Source organism: Pseudoxanthomonas beigongshangi (genome assembly GCF_016820515.1).
Taxonomy (GTDB): domain Bacteria; phylum Pseudomonadota; class Gammaproteobacteria; order Xanthomonadales; family Xanthomonadaceae; genus Pseudoxanthomonas_A; species Pseudoxanthomonas_A beigongshangi.
Map to the genome: position 1 here is coordinate 44,690 of NZ_JADHDV010000012.1, position 23,589 is coordinate 68,278.

Genomic DNA, 23,589 nt, shown 5'->3' on the forward strand with positions numbered 1-23,589 from the left:
CGACATCACGCGGCGAGGCGCGGGCTTACCAGTCGATCCGCAACGCGAGCGATCCGTTCCTGGCTTCACCCAGGGTATCCAGGTTCCAGTACCGCCGGTTGAACAGATTGTTGACGTTCGCGGTCACGGTGGCCATGCGTCCGCCGATCTGGGTCCGATACTGCAGTCCCACGCTGGTGAGGGTACGCCCGGGAATCAGCACGCGGTTCGCGTCCTCGTAGTACTGGTCGCCGGAGTGGCGCACGTTGCCGTGCAGGCTAAGGCCGCTTACCGACGGCGGCCGATACTCGAAGTTGGCCACGATCTGGCGGCGCGAGGATCCGGCGGGGCGATTGCCCTGCAAAGCGGCGTTTTCCGGCGACAGGTCTTCCAGACTCGCGTCGAGCCACAGGAAACCCAGTCCAAGGTCGAGATCGTGGGTGAGGCCGAAGCTGCCGATGGCCTCCAGGCCGCGATACAGCGTCAGGCCATCTTGTACCCGGTACCGTTCCGCGCCGCGCCACTGGTCCACCTGGGCCGCACGCTCGACGCGGAACGCCGCGGCGGTGAAGCCGAAGCGGCCGGCCTGGTACTTCGCGCCGATTTCGTACTGTTTGCTGGTGGTCGGATCCAGCGCTTCGCCCGCATTGACGTAAGGCGGTTCCGCGTCCATCGCCACGCGGCCGGCGGCCTCCAGCGATTCCACGTAGCTGGCATAGAGGGACAGGTTGTCCACCGGCTTGTAGACCAGGGCGAGCGTCGGTGTCAGCGATGAGGTGGTATAGCGCGAATCGGATTGGGGATCGCCGTCCAGGTCCTTCTGCTCGTAATCCACGTGGCGCACGCCCAGGACGGCTTGCCAGTGATCGCCGAAATGCATCGTGTCGCTGACGAACAGCGACTTCTGCCGTTCGTCGTAATCCACCGGGCCAAAGCCGAAGTCGGGGACGTGCGTCGACAGGAAGTCCAGCCGCCGGTACAGGTTGCCGTTGAAATCGTTGCTCCAGTACCAGTCCGTTCCCCAGCGCTCCCACTTGCGCTGGTAGCTGGCACCGAATACCAGTTCGTGCCGGAGCGCGCCGGTCGTCGCTTCCCCCGTCACCAGCAGCTGGCCCACGCTGTTGCGCAGATCGCCGGCGAAGTTGTAGACGTTTCCGGCATAGTCGCCCGCCTCGTTCAGCAGGTCGGCGAACATCTTGTTGGAGTAGTGCTCGCGCCGGCTGCTGCCGACCGTCAGATCGATGCGCCAGGCATCGCCCAGGCGCCATTCCAGCCCGGTGGTCGCATGCAGTGTCCGGGACTTGTAGTAGCCGTTGCGGACGATGACGTTCTCGTAGTCGTAGGTCGGCTTCGGCAGGCGCGTGCCCTCGTAACGATCCCAATAGAAGTACAGCGGTTCGTGCTTGAGGTTGCTGTCCTCGCTCACCACTTCGGCGTGCCAGCGCAGGGCGTCGCCGATGGGCCGGTCCAGCGCCAGCGAAAGCAGCGTGCGGTCGATGCCCGCGCCGTTGTACGCATCGCCCTGTTCGGTCGCCGCATTGACGCGCAGGCCCAGCGAATCCGGCCCGTCCACCCGTTCACTGGCGTCCACACGCAACGCGTACGCACCGTCGTTGCGATAGCCCAGCGTGGTGGCCAGCAGCGGCGTGTCGGTGGGGCGCTTGAGCCGGTAGCTGATGATGCCGCCGGGCGAACCGAAGCCGTACATGAAGCCGCCCAGGCCCTTGAGCGCCTGCACCGACTCCACGGCTTCCAGCGGGAACTCGCCGCCCCACTCCATCAGCATCGGCACGCCGTCCACGTAGTGGTTCAGCACACCGATGCCGCGAATCTGCGTGCCCCACCAGTTGGTGGTGGCCGAAGGCTCGGCGGCGAACACCGACGGATCGTTGATGAACACCTGGCCCAGCGTGGTGGCGCCACGCTTGTTGATGTCCTCCTCGTCCACCACCGTCACCGAGAACGGCGTATCCAGCAGGCGCTTGTTGCCCAGCACGCCCACGCCGGCATCCTGGTCCAGGTTCAGGTCGACGCGCTGGCCCTCGACATGGATCGTGTCCAATTGCTTGGCTCCATTGCCGGCGGGCGGATCCTGCGCGGTCGCTTCCTGCGCGCGTGCGCCGGAGGTCGTCAGCATCAGGCCGAGGCAGAGGACGGAATGGCGTGGCAGCGCGGTACGGATGGCGTGCGGGAACAAGGCGATACCCCTGCTGGAATCCGGAACGGGAGTCGAGACGTGGATACAGCGGGAAGAGTCGAATGCGGCGGCGTCAGCGGCGAGATCCTGTCCACGGCGCCAGCACGCGCAACGCGCGCGGACGCCATGCCAGTGACATCGCGATCACCAGTGCCGAGAACGCCAGCGTCATCACCCAGACCAGGACTGCCATGGAGGCGTGATCCACGCGCAGGCACAACGCCAGGGCCACGCCGATGCCCGTGGCGCCCAGCCAGCGCAGCAGCCGCGAGGCGGTGGCGGGCAATGCCCTGCCCCATACCTGCTGGGCGTGCGCCTGCATCGACAGCGCCAGCCAGCCCATGCCGGCCATGCCGGCCAGTACGGCGGCCGCAAGCAGCCAGTTCGACACGGCGGCGTCAGACATGCGCCGCCTCCCCGCCTGTCATGCGCGCATCCGCCGCGACCGCGCGACGCCTCAACCAGCGTGCGGCCAGCGCGGCCAGCCCGGCGGTGGCCAACAGCGCCAGATCGATGCCGGCCACCGGCCAGTAGCCGGCCATCAGCGTGCGCAGCAGATGATCGCCGGTGGTGATCCAGTTCAATCCGACCGCCGCCAGTGCGAAGACGGCGATGGTCCAGCATTGTTCGCGCCATGCCGGGTTCGGCAGCCCCTTCGATACCGGCGCGCTGCGCAGGACGGCATGCACCAGCGCCAGGCACCACATGCCCCAGAACGCGTATTTCTCCCAGTCGCCGCGCCCGGGCATCGTCTCCGGCAACCACCGGTTGGCGATCAGGATGCCCAGGGTCGCCAGCACCATGCCGGTCACCGTGGTGACGGCCAGCGCATCGACCACCCGCGCGCCCTGGCTGCCCTGCTGCGCGTGCTGGCGCTTGCGCTTTTCCACGAAAAAGATGAAACCGGTGGCGATGCACACCGCGCCGGCCAATCCGCCCAGCACATACAACCAGCGTAGCAGCCAATGGCGGAAGTGCTGCAGGTGCAGGCCGGTGAGGAATTCGCTGACGCGGCCAACCGCGGTGGCGGGCGGATCCTCGCGGATCAGCTCGCCGGTGGCCGCCTTGAAGTGGACGCCGTCGCCGACCAGCGCGATGCGATCGGTACCGGCGCGATAGACGCTGACGTAGCCGTTGGCATCGCCCACGTGCTGCAACACCAGGAAGCCCACATCACCGGCCTTGTCCTTTGCCGCCCACCGCCGCTTCGCCTCGGCCACCATCGCATCGACCGGGGCCAGCCCGGCCGGCACGCCGGAGCGCTCATGCGGCAGGCCGGTTTCCCGCGCCTCCACCTGCGCGTGCAGGTCGTGCAGTTCGTGCAGTTGGGTATGCCCGACCGGGAAATAATAGGTGGCGGCGAAAATCACCAGGCCGGTGAAGGCGAAGAAGAAGTGGAACGGCAACGCCACCACGCCGGTCAGGTTGTGCAGGTCCAGGGTGCTGCGCAGGCGCGCCTTGCCCGGGCGGAAGGTGAAGAATTCGCGGAACAGCTTCCGGTGCATGACCACGCCGCTGACCAGCGCGGCGAGCATCACCAGCGCCGAGAAACCGACGATCCAGAAACCCAGGTTCTTCCAGTCCCAGGTCAGGCTGTAGTGCATCGGATAGAAGAACTCGCTGCCGATCTTCAACTGGTCGTCGCGCAGCGCAGTTCCATTGCGCGGATCGATGGTGCCGTAGGCCCAGATGGCTTCTTCCGGATCCTTGGCGTTGGGCACCTCGTAACCCGCGTACAGGGCCAGCACCGGATCGCGGTGGGTGGTGTAGGCGCTCCAGCTGACCACCGTGTCGAACCGCCGCGGCATGTCGCCGTTCACGCGCGGGCGCATCTGCTCGATCGCCTCGGACGTGGGCTGCATGCGTTCGAAGGCCGGACGCAGGACCTGTTCGAACGAAGGCATCGGCTGGGGCTCGAAACGGGTGGCCGGCAGCGCCCAGCGGTCGAATTCGCGATCGAACACCGACAGCGCGCCGAAGAAGAACGCGGCCATCAGCACGAAGCCCAGCACCAGGCCGAACCAGGTATGCAGCCAAGCCATGGCCTGTCGGAAACTGTTGTGCATGGCGTCTCTCCGTCTCAGGCCAGCATCGATTGCAACAGCGAAGCCGCGCCGGTCATCAGCGCGCCCGCCGCCAGCAACACCGCCCATGCCCGGCCCAGCCGGCGCGTGGCGATGGTCCACAGGAACACCGCCAGGTAGGCCAGCAGGCCCAGCAGCGCGCCCATGAACTCGGCATCGTGGAAATCCAGCCCGGCGGCGAACAGCAGCGCGGTCACCAGCGCGACCGCGCCCCAGGCGAAGGCATAGCCGCCCAGCACCGCCGCGCACGCGCGCGAGGCCACGCGAAGGCGGGAGGTGGCGGTGGCCGATGGCAATGTGGTCGTGCGTGACATGGCGTACAGAACCTCTTCGGCGGTGGACGGCGATCAGAACCGCCAGTTCAGGCTCAGCGTGTAGTTCGCGGGCGCGCCGTAGTAACCGCTGTAGCGCAGCGTGTTGATGTATTTCTCGTCGGTCAGGTTGTTGGCGTTCAGGCGCAAGGTGGCATTGGGCAGGAAGTCCCAGGCCAGGTAACCGTTGATCACCGCGTAGCTGCCCTGCCTCACGGTGAAGCCGTTGCTCTCCACGTTGGAGATCTCGCTCTGCCAGCGGCCACCGATGCCGTAGGAGACCGCTGTGTGGCCCGGCAGGCGCGCGCTCAGCATCAGGTTGGCGGTGCGGCGCGGTACCCAGCGATAGGTGTCGTCGCCATCCTGGCCGGTCAACTTCAGCGCGGTGGCACCGAACACCAGATCCATGTGCTCGCCGATCCGGCCGGTGGCCTCGAACTCGATGCCGCGGGATTCCACGTCCACGCCGGTGTAGTAGAACTGGCCGTTGTCGTTGTAGCCGGCACCGGTGGCCAGGTTGTCCTGCTTGGCCTGGAACACCGCCAGCGTGGTCAGCAATCGCTTGTCCAGCCAGTCGGCCTTCACGCCGATCTCGTAGTTGGTGCCCTTGGTCGGGTCGAGATAGCGCTCGTTCTCGTCGGACTGGCTCTGCGGCTGATAGATGTCCGAATAGCTGACATAGCCCAGCACATGCGCGTTGAAATCGAAGGTGAGGCCGGCGTAGGGGCTGGTGTGGCCTTCGGTCTGGTCGAACACCACGCCGTAGTTCACGCCATCGCGGTGGTATTGCGCGTAGTTCGCGCCCACGACGGCCTTGAGGCGATCGGTCAGCGCCAGCCGGGTGGCGCCGAAGGCGCGCTTCAGTCGCTGGTTCAGGGTGCTGTAGAGCGAAGCGCTGCCCCACTCCGGTTCGGGGATGATGTTGCCGGCCCACGGGAATCCGGGCATCTCGATGTAGCCGAACAGATCGCTGTCATAGACCGCGTTGGCGTACTCGTAGCTGCGGGTCTCGCTCTTGGACCAGCTGACGCCGAACATCACTTCCTGATCGCGCCCGCCCATCTGGAAATGGCCGTTGGCGGTCAGCGTGCCCAGGTGCGCGGTCATCTCGTCCTCGCCGCGCCACGGATAGCCGTACAGGCCCAGGTGGGTGCCCGGTTCCAGCCCGGTGCCGGCGTAGTCGGTGGCGTAGAACAGCTTGTCGTCGTTCTCCACCTTGCGATAGTTGTAGGTCGCCTTCAGTTGCCAGTCCGCGCCCAGCTGGTGGGTGTATTCGGCGAACGCGTTCTGCTGGGTGGTGTCCCAGTAGGTCCAGTCCTGAGTGGTGGAGGCGCTGCGATCCCACTCGGCCTGCGTGCCGTCGCTGTACATGAAGGCCAACGCGCCCCACATGTTGCCGTCGGTCTGGCCCTTCTGCCAGGAATAGCCGAGGGTGAGCGTGCCGTTCTCACCGATCTGGCCATCGACGACGCCGTACAGGAAATCACGCTGGTCCTGCTTGGCGCGCAGCCAGGAGTCTCCCTTTTCATGCGCGGCGACAAAGCGCCCGGCCCAGCGGCCATCGGCGGTGAACGGCGTCGAGTAATCGGCTTCGGCGCGCACCGTGGCCCAGGAACCGTAGCTCAGTCCGAACGCGCCCTGGCGCTCGTTGGTGGGGCGCTTGCGCACGTAGTTGATGGTGCCGGCGGCATTGCCCACGCCGGTCAGCAGGCCATTGGCGCCGCGGATGACTTCCAGCTTCTCGTAGCCGAACGTGTCCATGGCACCGGTGACGATGCCCCAGTCGTTGGGCAGGCCGACGCCATCGATCTGCGTGTTGGCGATGTCGAAGCCGCGCGAGGTGAAGGTGGTCCGGTTGGTTTCCCACTCGTCCACCTGGATGCCGGTGGCCAGGCGCAGCGCTTCATTGAGGCTGTCGGCGCCGAACTCGCGCATCTGGGTGGCGGCCACGACGCTGATGGACTGCGGCGTGTCCTTGATGTCCAGGTCCAGGTTGGTGGCGCCGTTGCTCACGCGGTTGGCGCGCTGCGCGACCACCAGCACGGTGTCCAGATCGGTGGCGGCGTCGCTGGCGACCGTCGGGACGGCGGCGGTTTCCTGGGCCGAAGCCAGGGAGGTCGCCGACAGCGCGGCCAGGGCCAGGCAAATCGCCGCGCCGAGGCGGTGGGTGGCGGGCGGGGCACGGAAACGGAAGAACGGGGACGGAGGGGTGGGACGCATGGGGGGTGATCTGCTGGTCGGAATGGCGAGGGGGTCGGCAGGACGTCCGGCCGCCGCCCACCCGCACGCGGCGCGCTGGACACAGCACGGGCCGGCAGCGAGTTCCGGCGGCTCCTGCGGCCTCACATTAAATGCGAATGACTATCGTTTTGCAATTCATTCGCATTTGTTTTGCCCGGTTTGCCCGGAGAATGCCCTGTTCAGGGGCCAAGCGGCGGTCGCCGGCACCGGATGGGCATGGGCCCCTGCCCCGCCTAGACCGGCTGCCACCGGTATGGCCGGGGCGTCGCCGGTGGTCATCACCCCTTCCCCGCCCCCGCACTACGAACGGTTGCGGCGACTCGCGAATTTCGCCAGCGCGATCTTGGTCCCGAGCAATACCGGGACCGCCGCCACGAACAGCAATGCCACGGCCATGAACGCGGTGTCGAACGCGATGACCGTGGCCTGGCCTGCCATCGCCTTGCCCAGCAGACCAAACGACGCGCGGGTGGCGGACGCCAGATCCATGCCGTGACCGGCGAGCATCGCAGTGGTTGCGGCCAGCCGTTCACCCAGGGGCGCGCCACCGGCGGTGAGGTGGCCACCAAGCACCGTCGCGTTGATGTGGGTTTCGTGCTCGATCAGGGTCTGCAGGCCGGCCACGCCGATCAGGCCGCCCAACTGGCGACCGGTATTGAACAGGGCCATGCCGCTGGCCAGGTTCCGCGAAGGCAGATGGCTGAAGGCAATCAGCGTGATCGACAGGAACAGCAAGCCCAGGCCGAATCCACGCAGCAGGATGGCCGCCATCATGTCGTCGGCGCCGCTTGCGCGATTCGATCCCGACAGCATCCACATGGCCGTCATGATCATCAGGATGCCGAACGGCACCGTGGCCACGGGCGGCAGCCGGCGCGCCTGCATCAGGTAAGCGGCGATCAGGAGCGCCACGATGAACATGCCGCCGCCGGGCAGGAGCAGTCGCCCGGCGTCGGTCAGGGTGAAACCCAGCACGGACACCGCGAACGCCGGGATCAGGTAACCGCTGCCGAACAACGCGGCACCGGCCACGAAGCTGACGACGAAGGCAAAGCAGAATTCCTCGTCCGCGAATACCGAGAAGTCGACCAGGCCCCGGCCGCGCATCCGCAACTGCCAGCCGATGAACCCCAGCAGGCTCGTCGCGCCTATCGCGGTCATCCACGCAATGCGTGGTTCCTGGAACCAGTCCCACCGGTTGCCCTGGATCAGGGCATAGCCCAGGCAGAAAAACGCGACACCCGCCAGGGCGAAGCCGATTCCGTCGAAAGGCGCGGGCGCGTCGTTCACCGGCATGTCCGGCATCTCCGCCAGCAGCAGGATGCCCGCCGCCGCCAGCGCGATCGGCACCACTCCGAAGAAAATCCAGGTCCACGCCTGGGTATCGAGCAACCAGCCCTGCAGGGCGGGCGCCAGCGTCGCGGGTGCCACCACCGATCCCATCGCGAACAGCGCCTGCAAAAGCGGCTGGCGCGAACGCGGGAAGGCCAGGAACAGCAGCGCCTGCCCGGCGATCAGCAGCACGCCGCCGGAAACCCCCTGCAGGCAGCGCAGCGCGATCAGCAGATCCAGCCGCGCGGTAGCCGCGGCGAACAGGCAAGCCACTCCCATCATCAGCGCGGCGCCGGCAATCACATCGCGTGCCCGCAGCCACGCGATCAGCCAGGGCGCCAGCAGGAAGCCGACCAGCTTCATCGACACGTAGCCCACGTCCAGCCAGGCGAATTCGTCCGGCGTGGCATGGGTGTCGCCCATGATGTCCATCCGCCCTAGCGACAGCACGGTACCGGCAACGGCTTCCGTCAGCGTGGCCAGCACGATGCCGGCGACGAGCAACGATCCCGTGGCAGAGCGGGCATGGGCCGGCGCGGCGGCCACGTCCAGGTTCACGACCCGGTCCGTCGATCGATCCACACGCGCGCGCTCAGGCCGGGCACCAGACGCGCCGGCAACGGTTGCCCGGTGAAGCGGATTTTCACCGGCACCCGCTGCACGACCCTGACGAAGTTGCCGGTGGCGTTGTCCACGGGCAACAGGCTGAAGGACGAGCCGCTGCCGGGCGCGAAGCTGTCGACCACGCCCCGGAACGCGGCGTCGGGGTAACCGTCGATCTCGATGCGCACGCGCTGGCCGGGGCGGACGTCCGCCAGTTGCGTTTCCTTGAAATTCGCCACCAGCCACAGGTCATCGACCGGCACGATGTCCAGCAGCGGCGCGCCCGCCGTGACGAAGCGGCCGACCCGCACCTGGCGATTGCCGACGACACCATCCAGCGGCGCCCGCACCACGGTGCCGTCCAGATCGATGCGCGCCAGGTCGCGCAGCGCGATGGCCTGGGCGACCGCCGCGAGCGCGGCTTCGCGCTGGGTGGCGAGCACGGCGATCCTGCGTGTCTGCGCTTCCACCGTCGCCGAAGCCGCCGATACGCCGGCCTCCGCGCGCGAGCGCGCCGCGTCGCTTTCATCCACCTGGTCCTGGCTGACGAAACGACCGCGGATCAGCTCGCGTCGTCGATCGGACACCTTCGCCGCCAGCCGCATCTCGGCCAGCTGCGAATGCCGTTGCGCACTGGCCTGGCGGATGAGCGCCTGTTGCAACGCGGTCTCCGCATCGACGTTGACCAGCCGCGCCCGCGCCGCCTGCACGTTGGCCTCGGCCTGGGCCAGCCGCGCCCGGTAGTCGCTGTCGTCGATGCGGAACAGCACATCGCCCGCGCGCACCGCCTGGTTGTCCCCGACCTTCACTTCCCGGACGTAGCCGGCGACCTTGGGCGCCAGCGAGGTGACGTCCCCGCGCACGTAGGCGTTGTCGGTGGACACGCTGGCGCCGGCACGCGCCCAGGCCCAGCCGGCCCCGACGGCGATGATCGCCCCAAGGCACAGCAGCACGCCGATTTTCCGGGCGCGGCCGCGCGGAAGTGCCGGTGCTCCGGGGTTGGGCGCCGCCCCTTCCCCTGCGCGGGTATTTTCTTCAGACGAAGGCATGTCGGTTCCTTCTCGCGATGGTCCTGACGGCGCTGCGGTCACGCAGCCGCGTTCGAACGGACCAGCCAGTCCTCGAAACGGATCGCGCCCAGGCGCGCATCGGGACCGGGCGTCAGCGACTGGTCGTCCAGTTCGCCGCCGAAGTAGCGCGCATGCACGTCCGCCACGACCTTGCGCGTGTCTCCCGTCACCGCGAACAGGCGCTTGGCCATTTCGTCGAGCGGGACGGCCTCCGGGCCGGCGATCTCGATCGTGCCGTCGATTGGCGTTGCCTGCGCGACATCGGCCAGCGCGGCCACCACGTCGTCCGATGCAATGGTCTGGATGAGCGCTGGCGACAGGCGGACTTCATCGCCGACGACGGCCGCCTGGGCGATGCCGGCGACGAATTCGTGGAACTGGGTGGCGCGCACGATGGTGTACGGAAGTCCCGACGCCTTGATCAGGTTCTCCTGCGCCACCTTCGCGCGGAAGTAGCCGTTGTCGGGATTGCGTTCACTTCCGACGATGGACAGCGCCACGTGGTGGCGTACGCCGGCGGCGGCTTCGGCGGCCAACAGGTTGCGGCCGGAGGTCTCGAAGAATTCCAGCACCGCCTGGTCGTCCCAGGCCGGTGCGTTCGCCACGTCGACCACCACCTGAGCACCGTCCATGGCCTCGGCCAGGCCTTCGCGGGTAATGGTGTTCACCCCGGTGCCCGGGGCGGCGGCCAATACTTCATGACCGTGATTGCGCAGGGTGGCGACGAGTTTCGAGCCAATCAGGCCGGTGCCCCCGATGACGACGATCTTCATTTGCATGTTCTCCGCTGGGTCAACGGCAGGACTTGCCGCCGATGGAGAAAGCTTGCGCGCCGGTCCCGGCGAAGTCCTTGCGGCGACCTTCAAGAAACCTTGGAATTCGCTTGGATTCGCGCCGGCGCCGGGACTGGCCGCCGGCCTGGTTCGTACGGCCGTGCAATTCAATCGGGTACCATGACGCGATTCCCTCGGGCACGGGGCGCGAGGGTACGGCAAGGGCGTTGACCGTGCGATTCGCGTTCGAAGACTGCTTGCTCGATGACGAGCGCCGGGAACTGACGCTGCGCGGGCAGCCCGTTTCCATCGGCCCGCAGGTCTTCGATCTGTTGCTGTACCTGGTGCTCCATCGTGACCGCGTGGTCGGCAAGGACGAGCTGCTGCAGGTGGTATGGAGCGGCCGGATCGTCTCCGAGTCCACGGTCGCCAGCCACATCAACGCCGTGCGCAAGGCGATCGCGGACACCGGCTCCGAACAGCGCCTGTTGCGCACCGTCGCGCGCAAGGGGTTCCGCTTCATCGGCGAGATCCGGGACGACGACATCGCGCCGGTACCGGCCCTGCCGGATGCGCATGGCAGCGGCGTCGGCGCGCTGTCCGCACCGATGCTGCCCGACAGGCCCTCCATCGCCGTGCTGCCGTTCCAGAACCTGAGCGGTGACAGCGGCCAGGACTATTTCGCCGACGGCGTGGTCGAGGACGTCATCACCGCGCTCTCGCGCGTGCGCTGGCTGTTCGTCATCGCCCGCAACACCAGCTTCGCCTACAAGGACCATCGGGTGGATCCGCGGACGGTCGGCCGCGAGCTGGGCGTGCGCTACATACTGGAAGGCAGCGTGCGCAGGGCTGGCAACAAGGTCCGCATCACCGGGCAGCTGATCGACGCCTCGACCGGCACGCACCTGTGGGCCGAGCGCTTCGAGGGCACGCTCGACGATATCTTCGAGCTGCAGGCGGAGGTTGCCGAAAGCGTGGTTGGCGCAATCTCTCCGCAGTTGGAGCGCGCGGAAATCGAACGCGCCAAGCGCAAGCCGACCCAGAGCCTGGATGCGTACGACTACTACCTGCGCGGGGTCGCGAACCTGCACAGCGGCAGCCGCGAAACCATCGAGGAAGCGCTGCGCCAGTTCTATCGCGCCATCGAGCTGGATCCGGAATACGGTTCGGCCTACGGCGGGGCGGCCTGGTGCCATGTCTGGCGCAAGGTCAATGGCTGGATGATCGACCGGCCCGCGGAGGTCGCCGAGGGCGTGCGCCTGGCGCGGCTGGCGGTGACCTGGGGACGGGACGACGCGGTGGCGCTGACCCGCGGTGGCCATGCGCTGGGCCACCTGACCCGCGATCTGGACGGCGGCATCGCACTGCTGGATCGGGCGGTGCTGCTGAATCCGAACTTCGCACCGGCCTGGTTCCTGGGCGGTTTCCTGCGCATCTTCCACGGCGAATCGGAAAGCGCGATGGCGTTGTTTTCCCGCGCGGTTCGGCTGAGCCCGCTGGATCCGGAAATGTTCCGCATGCAGGCGGGCATCGCGCTGGCGCACTTCTTCGCCGGCGATTTCGATGCCGCATCGATCTGGGCGGAGAAAGCGCTCAGCAACCTGCCCTCGCTGCTGGTCGCCGCCGTGGTGGCGGCGGCGAGCCATGCGCTGGCCGGACGCGCGCGGCAGGCCGGCCTCGCCGTCGCGCACGTGCGCGCGCTGGATCCGTCGCTGTCCCAGTCCAGCCTCGCCGACTGGCTGCCCATCCATCGCCCGCAGGATCTCGCGCGGCTGACCGAAGGGCTGCGCCTGGCGGGCCTGCCCTGACGGCTGCCCGGCGGGATCATCCGGCCCTGTTCCGGCGCTTCCCTACGAGGCGGGCGCGGCAGTCGACCCGCGCAACATCAGGCTGAATTCCAGCGTCTGCTGATGCGGTACGTCCACGCCCTCGATGATGGCGAGCAGCAGCTTGACCGCACGCATGCCGATCTCGCGCATCGGCTGGCTGATGGTGGTCAGCGGCGGGTTGAGGTAACGGGACGAGGCCAGATCGTCGAAGCCGACGATCGAGAAGTCCTCCGGCACGCGGATGCCCAGATCCCGGCACGCGGCGAGCATGCCCAGCGCCATCTGGTCGCTGAAACAGAATGCGGCGGTCGGCGCGGCCGCCTGGCCCAACAACCGCTTCGCGGCCGCATAGCCGGATTCCACCGAGAAGTCGCCCGGCACGATCGTCAGCTGACGCAGGCGGCCACGTACCCTGGCCGCGATCCGGGCTCCTTCCAGCCGCTGCTGGTGCAGCGGATTGTCGGGCGGTCCGCCGATCACGGCGATCCGCTCATGGCCCAGGCCGTAGAGATGTTCCATCGCGGTGCGCGCGGCGGCGGCGTTGTCGATGTGGACACTGGGAATGCCCAGCGCCGGATCGAATTCGCTGCCGTTGACCACCGGCGCGTTGGCGCCGAGTTGCCGGACGATTTCCTGCGCCGTTGGCGGCAGCCGGTGCCCCAGCACGATCAGGCCATCGGCTTCGTTGCGCGGAAGCATCTGCGCGTAGCGCTCCTCCCGATCCGGCTGGTGCTGGGTATCACCGAGCAGGACGGCGTAGTCGGCCGCCTGCGCGGCTTCCTCCGCACCCTGCAGGATCTGGGCGAAGAACGGATTGGCGATGTCCGGGACCGTGACCAGGATCTTGCTGCTGCGTTGGGTCTTGAGCGTCCGGGCCACCGTGTTGGGGACATAGCCCAGCGCGGCCGCCGCCTGTTCGATGCGCTTGCGCGTGGCCGGCAGGACCTTTTCCGGCCGCGACAGCGCGCGCGACACGGTGCCTGCCGAAACGCCGACGTGCTTCGCGATGTCGTAGATGGTCGCCATGTCAGTCCCGGGTTCCCCGATGCGGTGCACAACACGTGTCCGGGTTGGCCCATGCTAGGATAATGCAATCGATTGCATCGAGGCGGATTGACGTGAAAACACTCAAGGGTCCCGCGCTGTTCCTGGCGCAGTTCATCGGTGACAAGCCTCCTTTCAATCGTTTGGACACGCTGGCCGAATGGGCCGCGGGGCTCGGCTATTCTGGCCTACAAGTGCCGACCAGCGCGCCCCATATCTTCGATCTCGCCCAGGCCGCGCAGAGCCAGGCCTACTGCGACGACGTGGCCGGCATGCTGGCCGGACACGGTATCCAGATCACCGAGCTGTCCACCCACCTGCAGGGACAACTGGTCGCCGTCCATCCCGCCTACGACAGCCTGTTCGACGGCTTCGCCCCGCCGGAACTGCGCGGCAATCCCGCCGCGCGGCAGGCCTGGGCCGTCGAGCAGGTGAAGCTGGCGGCCAAGGCCAGCCAGCGCCTGGGGCTGAAGGCGCATGCCACGTTCTCCGGCGCGCTGGCCTGGCCTTACTTCTATCCCTGGCCGCAACGGCCGCCCGGTCTGGTGGAAGAAGCCTTCGCAGAACTCGGCCGCCGCTGGCGCCCGATCCTGGATGCCTTCGACGCCTGCGGCGTGGACCTTTGCTACGAGATCCATCCGGGCGAGGACTTGCACGACGGCGCGACCTTCGAGCGTTTCCTCGAAGCGGTCGATCACCATCCGCGCGCCAAGATCCTCTACGACCCCAGCCACCTGCTGCTGCAGCAGATGGACTACCTGGGTTTCATCGACCGCTACCACGAGCGCATCGGCATCTTCCACGTCAAGGACGCCGAGTACCGCGCCAGCGCGCGCAGCGGCGTCTACGGCGGTTACGAGAACTGGATCGATCGTCCCGGCCGGTTCCGCTCGCTGGGGGACGGCCAGATCGACTTCAAGGCGATCTTCTCCAAGTTCGCCCAGTACGACTTCCCGGGCTGGGCCGTACTGGAATGGGAGTGCTGCCTGAAGCATCCGGAAGACGGCGCGCGCGAGGGCGCGCCCTTCATCCGCGACCACATCATCCGCGTCACCGAGCGCGCCTTCGACGACTTTGCCGACAGCGGCGCCGATCCGGAAGCGTTGCGCGGCATGCTGGGGATTTGAACCAACACCGACCTGGGAGGGGAAGTCATGACGTTCGCCATGTCGCGCCTGAGCGCGATGATGTTCCTTCAGTTCTTCATCTGGGGTGCGTGGTTCGTCACCCTGGGCACCTATCTGGTACAGGGACCGCTGAAGGCCAGCGCCAGCCAGGTGGCCACCGCGTTCCTCAGCCAGTCCATCGGCGCCATCGTCGCGCCGTTCCTGGTCGGCCTGGTCGCCGACCGTTACTTCGCCGCGCAGCGCATCCTGGCGGTGTTGCACCTGGCCGGCGCGGTGTTGATGTGGGTCGCGTCCACAGCCACCAGCTTCAACGCCTTCGCGACCTGCGTGATGGTGTACATGCTGCTGTTCATGCCGACGCTGGCGCTGGTCAACAGCATCGCCATGCGCCACATGCAGTCGCCGGAAAAGCAGTTCCCGCTCGTCCGCGTCTCCGGCACCATCGGCTGGATCGTCGCCGGTGTGCTGATCGGCTGGCTGGGCTGGGAACAGGCCCATCGCCTTGAACTCACCTTCCGCATGGCCGCGGCGGCCTCGCTGGCGCTCGGCCTGTATGCGCTCACCCTGCCGCACACGCCGCCGCTGGCGCAGCAGCGCAACGCGGGCGTCGGACAGATCCTGGGACTGGACGCGCTGCGCCTGCTGAAATCGCGTTCGTACCTGGTGTTCTTCCTGGCCTCGATCGCGATCTGCGTCCCGCTGTCGTTCTACTACAACTTCACCAATCCCTATCTCAACGATCTGGGCGTGCGCGGCGCGGCCGGCCTGCAGTCGCTGGGCCAGGTATCCGAAGTGCTGCTGATGCTGGCCATGCCGTTCCTGTTCGTGCGGCTGGGCGTGAAGACCATGCTGGCGGTCGGCATGGCGGCGTGGGTGCTGCGTTACGGCATGTTCGCCTATGGCGACGCGGGCAGCGGGTTCTCCCTGCTGGTGATCGGCATCGTGCTGCACGGCATCTGCTACGACTTCTTCTTCGTCACCGGCCAGATCTACACCGACGCGCATGCCGGTCCCGACACCCGCAGCAGCGCGCAGGGTTTCATCACCCTGGCCACGTATGGCGTCGGCATGCTGATCGGCACCTTCCTGTCCGGCGCGGTCGTGGAGCACTACACCACTGCGGCGGGTCCGGACTGGCGGCAGATCTGGCTGTTCCCGGCGGGCGTCGCGCTGGTGGTGCTGATCGCCTTCCTGTTCCTGTTCCGTGATCGACCGGCCGCCGCCGCGTCGTCCGCACATTGAGGATTGCGTAGATGAGCAAGCTTGGAGTCGCCATCGTCGGCACCGGCATGATTGGCGCCGTGCATCGCCGCGCCGCGTTGCTGGCGGGCGCCGATGTCCGCGGCGTGGTCGGTTCGTCACCTGGGCGCGGGAAGGAAGTGGCGCAGGCCTGGGATATCCCGCGCGCCTATCGCGACATCGAGGAAGCGCTCGCCGACCCGCAGGTGCAGGTCGTGCACGTGTGCACGCCCAACCACCTGCACCGGGCGATGGCGCAGGCCGCGCTGGAAGCCGGCAAGCACGTCATCTGCGAGAAGCCGCTGGCCACCACCCTGGAGGACGCCAAGGCGCTGGCGGCGCTGGCCGCCTCCACCGGACGGGTGGCCACGGTACCGTTCGTCTACCGCTACCACCCGGTCGTGCGCGAAGCCCGCGCGCGCATCGCCCAGGGTGAACTGGGTCCGCTGCGGCTCATCCACGGCAGCTACCTGCAGGACTGGCTGCTGGATCCGGCCAGCAACAACTGGCGCGTGGATCCGGCGCTGGGCGGCGCTTCGCGCGTGTTCGCCGACATCGGTTCGCACTGGTGCGATCTGGTGGAATGGGTCAGCGGCGAGCGTTTCGTCGATGTCAGCGCCGCCTTCGAAACCGTGATCGCCGAACGCGCCGCCGCCACCGGCCAGAGTTTCGCCACGCCGGCGGCGGGCGGTGCGATGCAGGCGGTGTCGAGCGAGGACGTCGCCGCGGCCCTGTTCAAGACCGCCAACGGCACCCTGGCCTCGCTGACCGTCAGCCAGGTCTCGGCCGGTCGCCGGAACCGCCTGTGGTTCGAAATCGATGGCGCCCAGGCCAGCGTGGCGTTCGATCAGGAAGACAGCGAACGCCTCTGGATCGGCCTGCCCGACCAGCGCGAGGAAATCTTCACGCGCGGACCGGGTGCCGGAAGCGCCGAACAGCGCCGGCTCTCGGTGCTGCCGGCCGGCCACGCGCAGGGCTACGGCAACTGCTTCGAGGCCTTCGTCGCGGACACCTATCGCGCCATCTTGGCCGAACGGCCGGAAGGGTTGCCGACGTTCGAAGACGGACTGCGCTCGGCACTGATCGTCGATCGCGTCATCGCCTCGGCCCGCTCCCGCGCCTGGACCCCCATCGCCTGAACACACGAAGACAGGCCCCGACCGCTTTTCTTTCCTGTAGTCATCGGAATCCCCGGAGGACACCCTGATGCGCACCACCCCACGCAAGATTGCGACCACCGCCCTGCTGCTCCTGGCGACCCTGCCCGGCTTCGCCAGGGACGCCGCCACGCCGGCCCAGCCCATCGCGGTGCAGATGTACACGCTGCGCAACGTCGCCACGCTGGATGAACAGCTGAAGATCGTCCACGACGCCGGCGTCCACGCGGTGGAAACCGTCGGCACGCAGAACGTCACCGCCGCCGAACTCAAGCAGCTGCTGGACAAATATGCGATCAAGGCCGTCTCCACCCACGTGCAGCTGGCGGATCTGCGCAAGGATTTCGATGGCGTGGTGGCGTTCAACCAGACGCTCGGCAACACCCATCTGGTCGTGCCCTACCTCGGCGAGAAGGAACGCCCCACCGACGCCGCCGGCTGGGCCGCACTGGGCAAGGAACTGGGCGAAATTGCCAGCAAGGCCCAGGCCAAGGGCATGACCCTGGCCTACCACAACCACGACTTCGAGCTGATCGATTTCGGTGGCAAGACCGGTCTGGAACTGCTGTTCGACGCGGCCGGCCCCGCGCTCAAGTCCGAACTGGATCTGGCCTGGGTGGCGCGTGCCGGCTACGACCCGGCCGCGATGCTCGGCAAGTTCAGCGGACGGGTGTTCGCGGTGCATGCCAAGGACAACGCGCCGAAGGGCCAGGCCACGGACGAGGGCGGCTTCGCCTCGCTGGGCCAGGGCGTCCTGGACTGGAAGACCATTCTCCCCGCCGCCGAGAAGGCTGGCGTGCAGTGGTACATCATCGAGCACGACCAGCCGCGCGATCCCGCCGCGGTCGTCAAGGCCGGCGCGGACTACCTGCGCGAACACCTGCCGGCCGGCGCGACGCACTGATGCGCGGGCAGCGGATGCTGAAATCCATCGGCATGGCGACCCTGGCCTTTGTCGCCGTGGCGTTGGCGACCGCCGCGGCTTCGGCGGAAGACGCCACCGCGGGCGCCAAGGTCTATGCCACCAACTGCGCGGCCTGCCACGGCGCCAACCGCGCGGGCGTGGCGGGCGCGTTTCCGGCGCTCACCGATGTCGGCAAGCGGCTGGATCCGAAACAGATCAAGGAACGCATCCGGAAGGGCGGCGGCATGATGCCGCCCTTCGGCCATCTGTCGGAAAAGGATATCGAAGACCTCGCGGCCTTCCTGAAGCAGTAGGACGCGCGCGGAGACTCGCTCCGCGCCATCGCTTACAGCTCGCGCACCCAGATGTTGCGGAAGCTGACCTTGGAATCGTGATCCTGGATGTAGATCGGCGCGCAGCCATGCGGCGCGTAGGACGGCGCGCCGATGTATTCGGTCTTGCCGGACAGCACGGTATCGTTCTGCACCAGCACGCCGTTGTGCAGCACGGTGATGCGCGCGGGCGAGAGCAGCCCGCCGCCTTCGGAAAAGCGCGGTGCCTTCCAGATGACGTCGTACGCCTGCCATTCGCCCGGCGCGCGCGAGGCGTTCACCAGCGGGATGGCCTGCTTGTAGATCGAGGCGGCCTGGCCGTTGGGATAGGTCGCGTTGTTGTAGCTGTCGAGCACCTGCAGTTCGTAGACCTCCTGCAGGAAAATGCCGCTGTTGCCGCGATGCTGGCCGTCGAAGCCTTTGGTCTCGGTGGGCGTGCGCCATTCCACGTGCAACTGGACGTCGCAGAAGCGCTGCCTGGTGCGGATGCCCTTGCTGCCCGGCACCACCGTGACCGCGCCATCGGCGACCGTCCAGGGCGCCTTGCCACCCAACTCGCTCTCCCAGGCCGAGAGGTCCTTGCCGTCGAACAGCACCACCGCATCGGAAGGCGCGGCCTCGCGCGGCGTGGCCACCGTTGCCGGAATCGGCTTCCAGACCTCGGTCTTGGCGGGATCGCGTTGCGGGTCGGCCTGCGCCTGTGCGAGCGCGGGGCCCGCGGCCAGGAGGCAGGCCGCCATCAGGATCGGTTTGCTCATCGTGTTCCCCAGCCAGAACGGTTCGGACGAAGCGCCCATGTCCATCAGTCGGTCGCCCAGGCGGGCGTGCCCGGAACGTAGGGCATGTCGCCGTCATAACGGCCAGGCACGGCGACGTACTGCAGCGCCTCGTTCGCCCCCACCTGCGAGGTGAAGAAGGTGAAGATCGACAACTGCTTGAGCATGGTGAAGTAGTGCGGCTTCACCGGACCCTTGCTGGCGCCCCCGGCGGCCGCCTTCGCCGTGCTCAGGTAGTCGCGCGCTTCGGCGTCCAGGGCGCGCAGCAGTTCGGTGCGGGCCTGCGGCGCCAGCGCGACGAAGCGGCCACCGGCACGCTTGTCGAGATCGGCCAATCCGGCGCGGAAGATCGCCAGGTTCTCCGGCGTATAGCAGTCGGTCACGTACAGCGCCATGAAGGGACCCGCGCCCGCGTCCTTGGCACCCGGGGTCTTGGTCCGCGGCAGGATGGTGTCCGCGACCTCGTCCAGCAGGGCGATGTCGGTGGCCGAGAAAGCGCTCTTGCCGTTCGGAGCCGGCGCCTGTCCGTAGACAAAGCCCGGAATGCCAATCATGGCCGCGCCGGTGGCGGCGGCGATCATCTTCAGGAGTTCGCGACGTTCCATCACAGGTTCCCCGCCTTGAGTTCGCGCACCGCGTGATCCGCCGCCCGCGCCGTCATCGCCATGTAGGTCAGCGACGGATTCACGCAGGCACTGGAGGTCATGCAGGCGCCGTCGGTCACGTAGACGTTGGGCGCATCCCAGACCTGGTTGTGCTTGTTCAACACCGAGTTCTTCGGATCCCGGCCCATGCGCGCCGTGCCCATCTCATGGATGCCCATGCCGGGCGCGTAGTCGCTGTCGTGGGTCCTGACGTCCTTGACGCCCGCGGCCTCCAGCATCTCGGCCGCATCCGCGCCCATGTCATGGCGCATGGCCAGCTCGTTCTCGCGCATGGACACGTCCATCGCCAGCACCGGCAGGCCCCACTTGTCCTTGCGGTCCGGGTCCAGGCTGATCCGGTTCTCGTGGTAGGGCAGCATCTCGCCGAAGGCGGTCATGCCGATGGACCAGTCACCCGGCAGGGTCAGCGCGTCCTTCAGTTCGGCGCCCACGTTGAGTTCGGCGATTTCGCGCGACCAGCCGGAACGGCTGGCCCCGCCCTGGTAACCGAAGCCCCGGAGATAGTCGCGCTTGTCGTTGCCGACGTTGCGGAAGCGCGGAATGTAGAAACCGCAGGGACGACGACCGAAGTAGTACTTGTCCTCGTAGCCGTCGACCCGACCGGACGCGCCGACGCGGAAATGATGATCCATGACGTTGTGCCCCAACTCGCCGGAGGACGAGCCCAGTCCACCCTCCCAGATATCGGTGGCCGAGTTCATCAGCACCCAGGTCGAGTTGAACGACGAGGCATTGAGGAAGATGACGTTGGCCGTGTACTGGTAGGTCTGGCCGGTCTCGGCATCGATGATCTCCACCCCGCGCGCCCGCTTGCGATCCTTGTCGTACAGCACTTCCTTGACGATCGAGAACGGACGCAGGGTCAGGTTGCCCGTCTTCATCGCTGCCGGCAGCGTCGCCGACTGGGTCGAGAAGTAGGCGCCGTAGGGACAGCCCAGGATGCACTTGTTGCGGTACTGGCAGTTGACCCGGCCCTGCTCGGGCTTGGGCTGGGTGATGTTGGCGGTGCGCGAGTGGATCATGTGGCGGGTGCCGCCGAAAGCCTGCTTGATCCGCGCGGCCACGTCCTTCTCGACGATGTTCAGCGGAATGGGCGGCAGGAACTCGCCATCCGGCAGCACGTCCAGCCCCTCGCGGGTGCCGGCGATGCCGGCGAACTTCTCGACGTAGTCATACCAGGGCGCGATGTCGGCGTAACGGATCGGCCAGTCGGTGGCGATGCCTTCCTTGAGGTTCGCCTCGAAATCCATTTCCGACAGGCGATAGCTCTGCCGGCCCCACAACAGCGAACGGCCTCCCACGTGGTAACCACGAAACCAGTCGAAGCGCTTGGTCTCGGTATAGGGACAATCCTTTTCGTCGGCCCACATCCCCATCGTTTCCTCGGAAAGCGGGTAATCGCGCATCAGGACCGGATGTTCCGCGATCATCGCCTGGGTCGGCCGGCCGCGATGCGGATAGTCCCACGACTCCTTCATCGCGTTGACGTAGTCCTTGACGTGCTCGATGTTGCGTCCGCGTTCCAGCATCAGGACCTTGAGGCCCTTCTCGGTCAGTTCCTTGGCAGCCCAGCCGCCACTGATTCCTGAGCCAACGACGATGGCGTCGTAGTGATTGTCTGCCATGGGTACTGTTTTTCCCTGGGTGGATAGCTGTTGTTTCAGACGTCGCAGAGGCGGATCGCCTCACGCAGCGAGGCGACCGGATCCGGTGCGGCAGGCATGAACTCCTGCGCCAGGTAACCGTCGAAGCCGGTGTCGCGAATCGCGCGACAGATGGCGGGATAGTTGAGTTCCTGGTCGTCGCCGATTTCGTGCCGACCCGGTACGCCCGCCGTGTGGTAGTGGGTGAAGAATTCGTGGTGCTTTCGGATGGTGGCGATGACGTCGCCTTCCATGATCTGCATGTGGTAGATGTCGTACAGCAGACTGAAGTGCTTCGATCCCAGCCGCTTGCACAGGGCGACGCCCCAGTCGGAGTGATCGCACAGGTAATCGTGGTGATCCACCTTGGAATTCAGCAGTTCCATCACCAGCATCACGCCGCGCTTCTCGGCATGCCCGAGGATGCGCTTGAGCCCGGCCTCGGCGTTGGCCAGGCCCTGCTCGGGATCCATGCCGTTGCGGTTGCCCGAAAAGCAGATCAGGTTGCGATAGCCGGCGTCGGCCACCAGGTCGATGTGGCGGGTGTAGCGCGCCACCAGTTCGTCGTGGAACTCGGTCCCGGCGAAGCCCTTCACCAGGTCGATCTCCGCGCCGTTGCACATCGAACTGTCCACGCCATGCGCCTTCAGCGTCGGCCAGTCTTCCGGCCCGATCAGGTCGATGGCGGAGAAACCAATCCCCTTCACTATCTGGCACAGCTCGGCGACCGACTGCTTCGGAAACGTCCAGCGCGCGACGGAATGTTTCAGCTTGCCCTTGAGCGCGAGCGGCTTCTCGGCGGCAAACCCGGGCATCACCCCGGCGGCGGCCAGTCCGATACCTCCCATCACCGCCGCGCGCAGCGCACTTCGTCTCGTGAACTTCGGGTCCAGGGGATTCATCCCGGCGTCCTCACACCACAAAGGAAAGCTTGCTCAAACGAATCTTTCGAGGCAACGCCAGTGCCACGGGAAGCGCACCGGCCGCCTGCGTGCTGCGCCGGTTCGAACGAATAGACATCCATCCATCCCCGGCCTCCCAACCGGCACAAACCTCGAAGATTCGCCCTGATGCAATCGATTGCACCATAAAGCAGCCCCGCGTGTTCATGCAAGACTCCGGACACGAAATCTTATGCTGCACGGCACAACAACGACGCGCGCCTCGTCGCGTCATTTCCGCTCAGCGCCGGGTGACTTGCCACCAGGGTTCAGAGCGATGAACGCACGGCTCGCAATGCGCAATCCGCCGTCAACGGAACGAAACATCACCCATGGTGATCGGTGCCTTGTTCAAACATGGCCACGATCGTTCCCGGATGCGCCTTGATGCGCGCTCGCCAGGCATCGACGCGCTCAGGATGGCATTCAGGCTCCGCCGTCGTCTTTCTGGTCCGTGCTTCCGACCGCTTTGCGTTCGCCGGTGCGCTGGTTGACCTTCACCCGCCACGGATAGTGATCGCCCTCGCCTCCCGCGTCGCGTTGCTGGAGATGGTTGGTGACCGCCTTGCGCCAGGCGGGGCCGAGGTTGGCGGTGCTCATGTGCGGCGTCTTGGAATGATGGAACGCCACGTCGCCACGCTGCATGGGGCAGATGACGGTGCGGGTTTCATCCACCGCGCAGGTGAGCAGATCGCTCTGCACGCCTTCGACCAGGCGATGCGGAAGGATGCCGAGCCGATGCCCTTCGTCGATGAAATGCATGCAGCCGTTGGTGGCGTCCACGTCCTGCAGGGGAATCCAGCCGGTGATGCCGCGATCGGCCAGATTGCGCCCCCAGTAGCCTTCGTCCTGGTGCCACTCGGTGACCGCGCCATGGCCGGGCGGTTTGCCGAGGAACTGGTCGTACCAGAACGCCATGTCCAATCCCATCAACTGGGACGAAAAACGTTCCAGCCACCGGCGATACGGCTGCCCGGCGATATCCGCCCAGACCTTGCTCGGCGACGATTGCACGATGCGGAAACTGCGGTTCTCGCGGGACTCGCCCTGGCTCCATGCCCAGTCGTTGGCCAGTTCGTTCTTCTGGGCGATGAGGATGTCGCAGTAACTTTCCAGTTCGTCCAGCGCCGGTTGCGGAAGAGCCTGCCTCACCACCAGGTAACCATGCTCCCGGAAGAATCCGATCTGCGCGGCATCTGCATCCGGGTACATGACGGCACCTGAGGGAAGGACGGAAGCGGCAGTAGATACCCCGGTCCGGAGCCGATCAATGCGGCGCCTTTACCTTGAGGCCATAGAAAAAGTACGGATTGGATCCCACTGCCGGCGGGCCGTGGCACAG

General features: G+C 66.9%; 21 protein-coding genes. 6 read left to right on the forward strand and 15 right to left on the reverse strand.

Annotated elements, in window-relative coordinates; translation table 11 throughout:
• Window positions 1-25 precede the first annotated feature (25 nt).
• The 8 genes from IQ458_RS10685 to IQ458_RS10720 all read right to left on the reverse strand — a co-directional run bounded on the left by IQ458_RS10685 (window position 26) and on the right by IQ458_RS10720 (window position 10,590).
• Entirely contained in the window at window positions 26-2,116 is a 2,091-nt protein-coding gene (locus IQ458_RS10685; protein ID WP_203322775.1) for a TonB-dependent siderophore receptor, read from the reverse strand.
• Window positions 2,117-2,249: 133 nt separating this feature from the next.
• A complete protein-coding gene (locus IQ458_RS10690; protein WP_203322776.1) occupies window positions 2,250-2,582 on the reverse strand; it encodes a DUF3325 domain-containing protein in 333 nt (110 codons plus the stop codon).
• Window positions 2,575-4,242 carry a PepSY-associated TM helix domain-containing protein gene (locus IQ458_RS10695; protein ID WP_203322777.1) on the reverse strand — a complete coding sequence of 556 codons (1,668 nt, stop codon included), beginning with the start codon at window positions 4,240-4,242 and terminating at the stop codon, window positions 2,575-2,577. The genes IQ458_RS10690 and IQ458_RS10695 overlap by 8 nt, the downstream gene beginning before the upstream one ends.
• 14 nt (window positions 4,243-4,256) lie before the next feature.
• Window positions 4,257-4,574: an iron uptake protein gene (locus IQ458_RS10700; protein ID WP_203322778.1), complete on the reverse strand. Its 318-nt coding sequence runs from the start codon at window positions 4,572-4,574 to the stop codon at window positions 4,257-4,259.
• A 33-nt stretch (window positions 4,575-4,607) separates the two neighbouring features.
• Window positions 4,608-6,791: a TonB-dependent siderophore receptor gene (locus tag IQ458_RS10705; protein ID WP_203322779.1), complete on the reverse strand. Its 2,184-nt coding sequence runs from the start codon at window positions 6,789-6,791 to the stop codon at window positions 4,608-4,610.
• Between the two features lie 321 nt (window positions 6,792-7,112).
• Complete coding sequence (locus tag IQ458_RS10710; protein WP_203322780.1) at window positions 7,113-8,702, reverse strand: MFS transporter; 1,590 nt, start codon at window positions 8,700-8,702, stop codon at window positions 7,113-7,115.
• The gene (locus tag IQ458_RS10715; protein ID WP_203322781.1) at window positions 8,699-9,700 is read right to left on the reverse strand and encodes an HlyD family secretion protein; all 1,002 of its coding nucleotides are present in this window, start codon (window positions 9,698-9,700) and stop codon (window positions 8,699-8,701) included. The genes IQ458_RS10710 and IQ458_RS10715 overlap by 4 nt, the downstream gene beginning before the upstream one ends.
• Before the next feature lie 134 nt (window positions 9,701-9,834).
• Window positions 9,835-10,590 carry an SDR family oxidoreductase gene (locus IQ458_RS10720; RefSeq protein WP_192199563.1) on the reverse strand — a complete coding sequence of 252 codons (756 nt, stop codon included), beginning with the start codon at window positions 10,588-10,590 and terminating at the stop codon, window positions 9,835-9,837.
• 233 nt (window positions 10,591-10,823) lie between these two features.
• Between IQ458_RS10720 and IQ458_RS10725 the strand changes: the two genes are divergently transcribed.
• Entirely contained in the window at window positions 10,824-12,398 is a 1,575-nt protein-coding gene (locus IQ458_RS10725; RefSeq protein WP_203322782.1) for a winged helix-turn-helix domain-containing tetratricopeptide repeat protein, read from the forward strand.
• 42 nt (window positions 12,399-12,440) lie between these two features.
• Here IQ458_RS10725 and IQ458_RS10730 read toward each other — a convergent pair whose 3' ends face one another.
• Complete coding sequence (locus tag IQ458_RS10730) at window positions 12,441-13,445, reverse strand: LacI family DNA-binding transcriptional regulator (RefSeq protein ID WP_203322783.1); 1,005 nt, start codon at window positions 13,443-13,445, stop codon at window positions 12,441-12,443.
• Window positions 13,446-13,537: 92 nt separating this feature from the next.
• Between IQ458_RS10730 and IQ458_RS10735 the strand changes: the two genes are divergently transcribed.
• The 5 genes from IQ458_RS10735 (at window position 13,538) to IQ458_RS10755 (ending at window position 18,204) form a co-directional block, all read left to right on the forward strand.
• Entirely contained in the window at window positions 13,538-14,590 is a 1,053-nt protein-coding gene (locus IQ458_RS10735) for a sugar phosphate isomerase/epimerase family protein (RefSeq protein ID WP_183639482.1), read from the forward strand.
• Between the two features lie 27 nt (window positions 14,591-14,617).
• Window positions 14,618-15,832, forward strand: coding sequence for a nucleoside permease (locus IQ458_RS10740; RefSeq protein WP_203322784.1), 1,215 nt, complete (start codon window positions 14,618-14,620; stop codon window positions 15,830-15,832).
• Window positions 15,833-15,843: 11 nt separating this feature from the next.
• Window positions 15,844-16,968 carry a Gfo/Idh/MocA family protein gene (locus IQ458_RS10745; RefSeq protein ID WP_183639484.1) on the forward strand — a complete coding sequence of 375 codons (1,125 nt, stop codon included), beginning with the start codon at window positions 15,844-15,846 and terminating at the stop codon, window positions 16,966-16,968.
• A 67-nt stretch (window positions 16,969-17,035) separates the two neighbouring features.
• Complete coding sequence (locus IQ458_RS10750) at window positions 17,036-17,890, forward strand: sugar phosphate isomerase/epimerase family protein (protein WP_183639485.1); 855 nt, start codon at window positions 17,036-17,038, stop codon at window positions 17,888-17,890.
• Window positions 17,891-17,922: 32 nt separating this feature from the next.
• Window positions 17,923-18,204, forward strand: coding sequence for a c-type cytochrome (locus tag IQ458_RS10755; RefSeq protein ID WP_235996763.1), 282 nt, complete (start codon window positions 17,923-17,925; stop codon window positions 18,202-18,204).
• Between the two features lie 32 nt (window positions 18,205-18,236).
• Here the strand turns inward: IQ458_RS10755 and IQ458_RS10760 are convergent, their stop codons facing one another.
• From IQ458_RS10760 to IQ458_RS10785, 6 genes are all read right to left on the reverse strand, one after another.
• Window positions 18,237-18,980, reverse strand: coding sequence for a 3-keto-disaccharide hydrolase (locus IQ458_RS10760; RefSeq protein ID WP_192199557.1), 744 nt, complete (start codon window positions 18,978-18,980; stop codon window positions 18,237-18,239).
• Between the two features lie 44 nt (window positions 18,981-19,024).
• Window positions 19,025-19,603 carry a gluconate 2-dehydrogenase subunit 3 family protein gene (locus tag IQ458_RS10765; protein ID WP_203322786.1) on the reverse strand — a complete coding sequence of 193 codons (579 nt, stop codon included), beginning with the start codon at window positions 19,601-19,603 and terminating at the stop codon, window positions 19,025-19,027.
• On the reverse strand, window positions 19,603-21,288 hold the full coding sequence (locus tag IQ458_RS10770; protein ID WP_203322787.1) for a GMC oxidoreductase: 1,686 nt from the start codon (window positions 21,286-21,288) through the stop codon (window positions 19,603-19,605). Before IQ458_RS10770 ends, IQ458_RS10765 begins: the two co-directional genes overlap by 1 nt.
• Before the next feature lie 35 nt (window positions 21,289-21,323).
• Window positions 21,324-22,154 (reverse strand): hydroxypyruvate isomerase family protein, encoded by an 831-nt coding sequence (locus tag IQ458_RS10775; protein ID WP_235996776.1) that lies wholly within the window; start codon window positions 22,152-22,154, stop codon window positions 21,324-21,326.
• 64 nt (window positions 22,155-22,218) lie between these two features.
• Window positions 22,219-22,416 (reverse strand): hypothetical protein, encoded by a 198-nt coding sequence (locus IQ458_RS10780; RefSeq protein WP_203322789.1) that lies wholly within the window; start codon window positions 22,414-22,416, stop codon window positions 22,219-22,221.
• A gap of 257 nt (window positions 22,417-22,673) precedes the next feature.
• A complete protein-coding gene (locus IQ458_RS10785) occupies window positions 22,674-23,459 on the reverse strand; it encodes a phytanoyl-CoA dioxygenase family protein (RefSeq protein WP_203322790.1) in 786 nt (261 codons plus the stop codon).
• Window positions 23,460-23,589 lie beyond the last annotated feature (130 nt).

What these genes read in the sequence shown, in the direction of transcription:
- IQ458_RS10775 (WP_235996776.1), bottom strand. Translation starts at nt 22,154, where the DNA reads ATGGGAGGTATCGGACTGGCCGCCGCCGGGGTGATGCCCGGGTTTGCC.
- IQ458_RS10750 (WP_183639485.1), top strand. Translation starts at nt 17,036, where the DNA reads ATGCGCACCACCCCACGCAAGATTGCGACCACCGCCCTGCTGCTCCTG.
- IQ458_RS10690 (WP_203322776.1), bottom strand. Translation starts at nt 2,582, where the DNA reads ATGTCTGACGCCGCCGTGTCGAACTGGCTGCTTGCGGCCGCCGTACTG.
- IQ458_RS10780 (WP_203322789.1), bottom strand. Translation starts at nt 22,416, where the DNA reads ATGAACACGCGGGGCTGCTTTATGGTGCAATCGATTGCATCAGGGCGA.
- IQ458_RS10760 (WP_192199557.1), bottom strand. Translation starts at nt 18,980, where the DNA reads ATGAGCAAACCGATCCTGATGGCGGCCTGCCTCCTGGCCGCGGGCCCC.
- IQ458_RS10740 (WP_203322784.1), top strand. Translation starts at nt 14,618, where the DNA reads ATGACGTTCGCCATGTCGCGCCTGAGCGCGATGATGTTCCTTCAGTTC.
- IQ458_RS10765 (WP_203322786.1), bottom strand. Translation starts at nt 19,603, where the DNA reads ATGGAACGTCGCGAACTCCTGAAGATGATCGCCGCCGCCACCGGCGCG.
- IQ458_RS10695 (WP_203322777.1), bottom strand. Translation starts at nt 4,242, where the DNA reads ATGCACAACAGTTTCCGACAGGCCATGGCTTGGCTGCATACCTGGTTC.
- IQ458_RS10685 (WP_203322775.1), bottom strand. Translation starts at nt 2,116, where the DNA reads ATGCTGACGACCTCCGGCGCACGCGCGCAGGAAGCGACCGCGCAGGAT.
- IQ458_RS10785 (WP_203322790.1), bottom strand. Translation starts at nt 23,459, where the DNA reads ATGTACCCGGATGCAGATGCCGCGCAGATCGGATTCTTCCGGGAGCAT.
- IQ458_RS10705 (WP_203322779.1), bottom strand. Translation starts at nt 6,791, where the DNA reads ATGCGTCCCACCCCTCCGTCCCCGTTCTTCCGTTTCCGTGCCCCGCCC.
- IQ458_RS10770 (WP_203322787.1), bottom strand. Translation starts at nt 21,288, where the DNA reads ATGGCAGACAATCACTACGACGCCATCGTCGTTGGCTCAGGAATCAGT.
- IQ458_RS10700 (WP_203322778.1), bottom strand. Translation starts at nt 4,574, where the DNA reads ATGTCACGCACGACCACATTGCCATCGGCCACCGCCACCTCCCGCCTT.
- IQ458_RS10755 (WP_235996763.1), top strand. Translation starts at nt 17,923, where the DNA reads ATGGCGACCCTGGCCTTTGTCGCCGTGGCGTTGGCGACCGCCGCGGCT.
- IQ458_RS10745 (WP_183639484.1), top strand. Translation starts at nt 15,844, where the DNA reads ATGAGCAAGCTTGGAGTCGCCATCGTCGGCACCGGCATGATTGGCGCC.
- IQ458_RS10730 (WP_203322783.1), bottom strand. Translation starts at nt 13,445, where the DNA reads ATGGCGACCATCTACGACATCGCGAAGCACGTCGGCGTTTCGGCAGGC.
- IQ458_RS10720 (WP_192199563.1), bottom strand. Translation starts at nt 10,590, where the DNA reads ATGAAGATCGTCGTCATCGGGGGCACCGGCCTGATTGGCTCGAAACTC.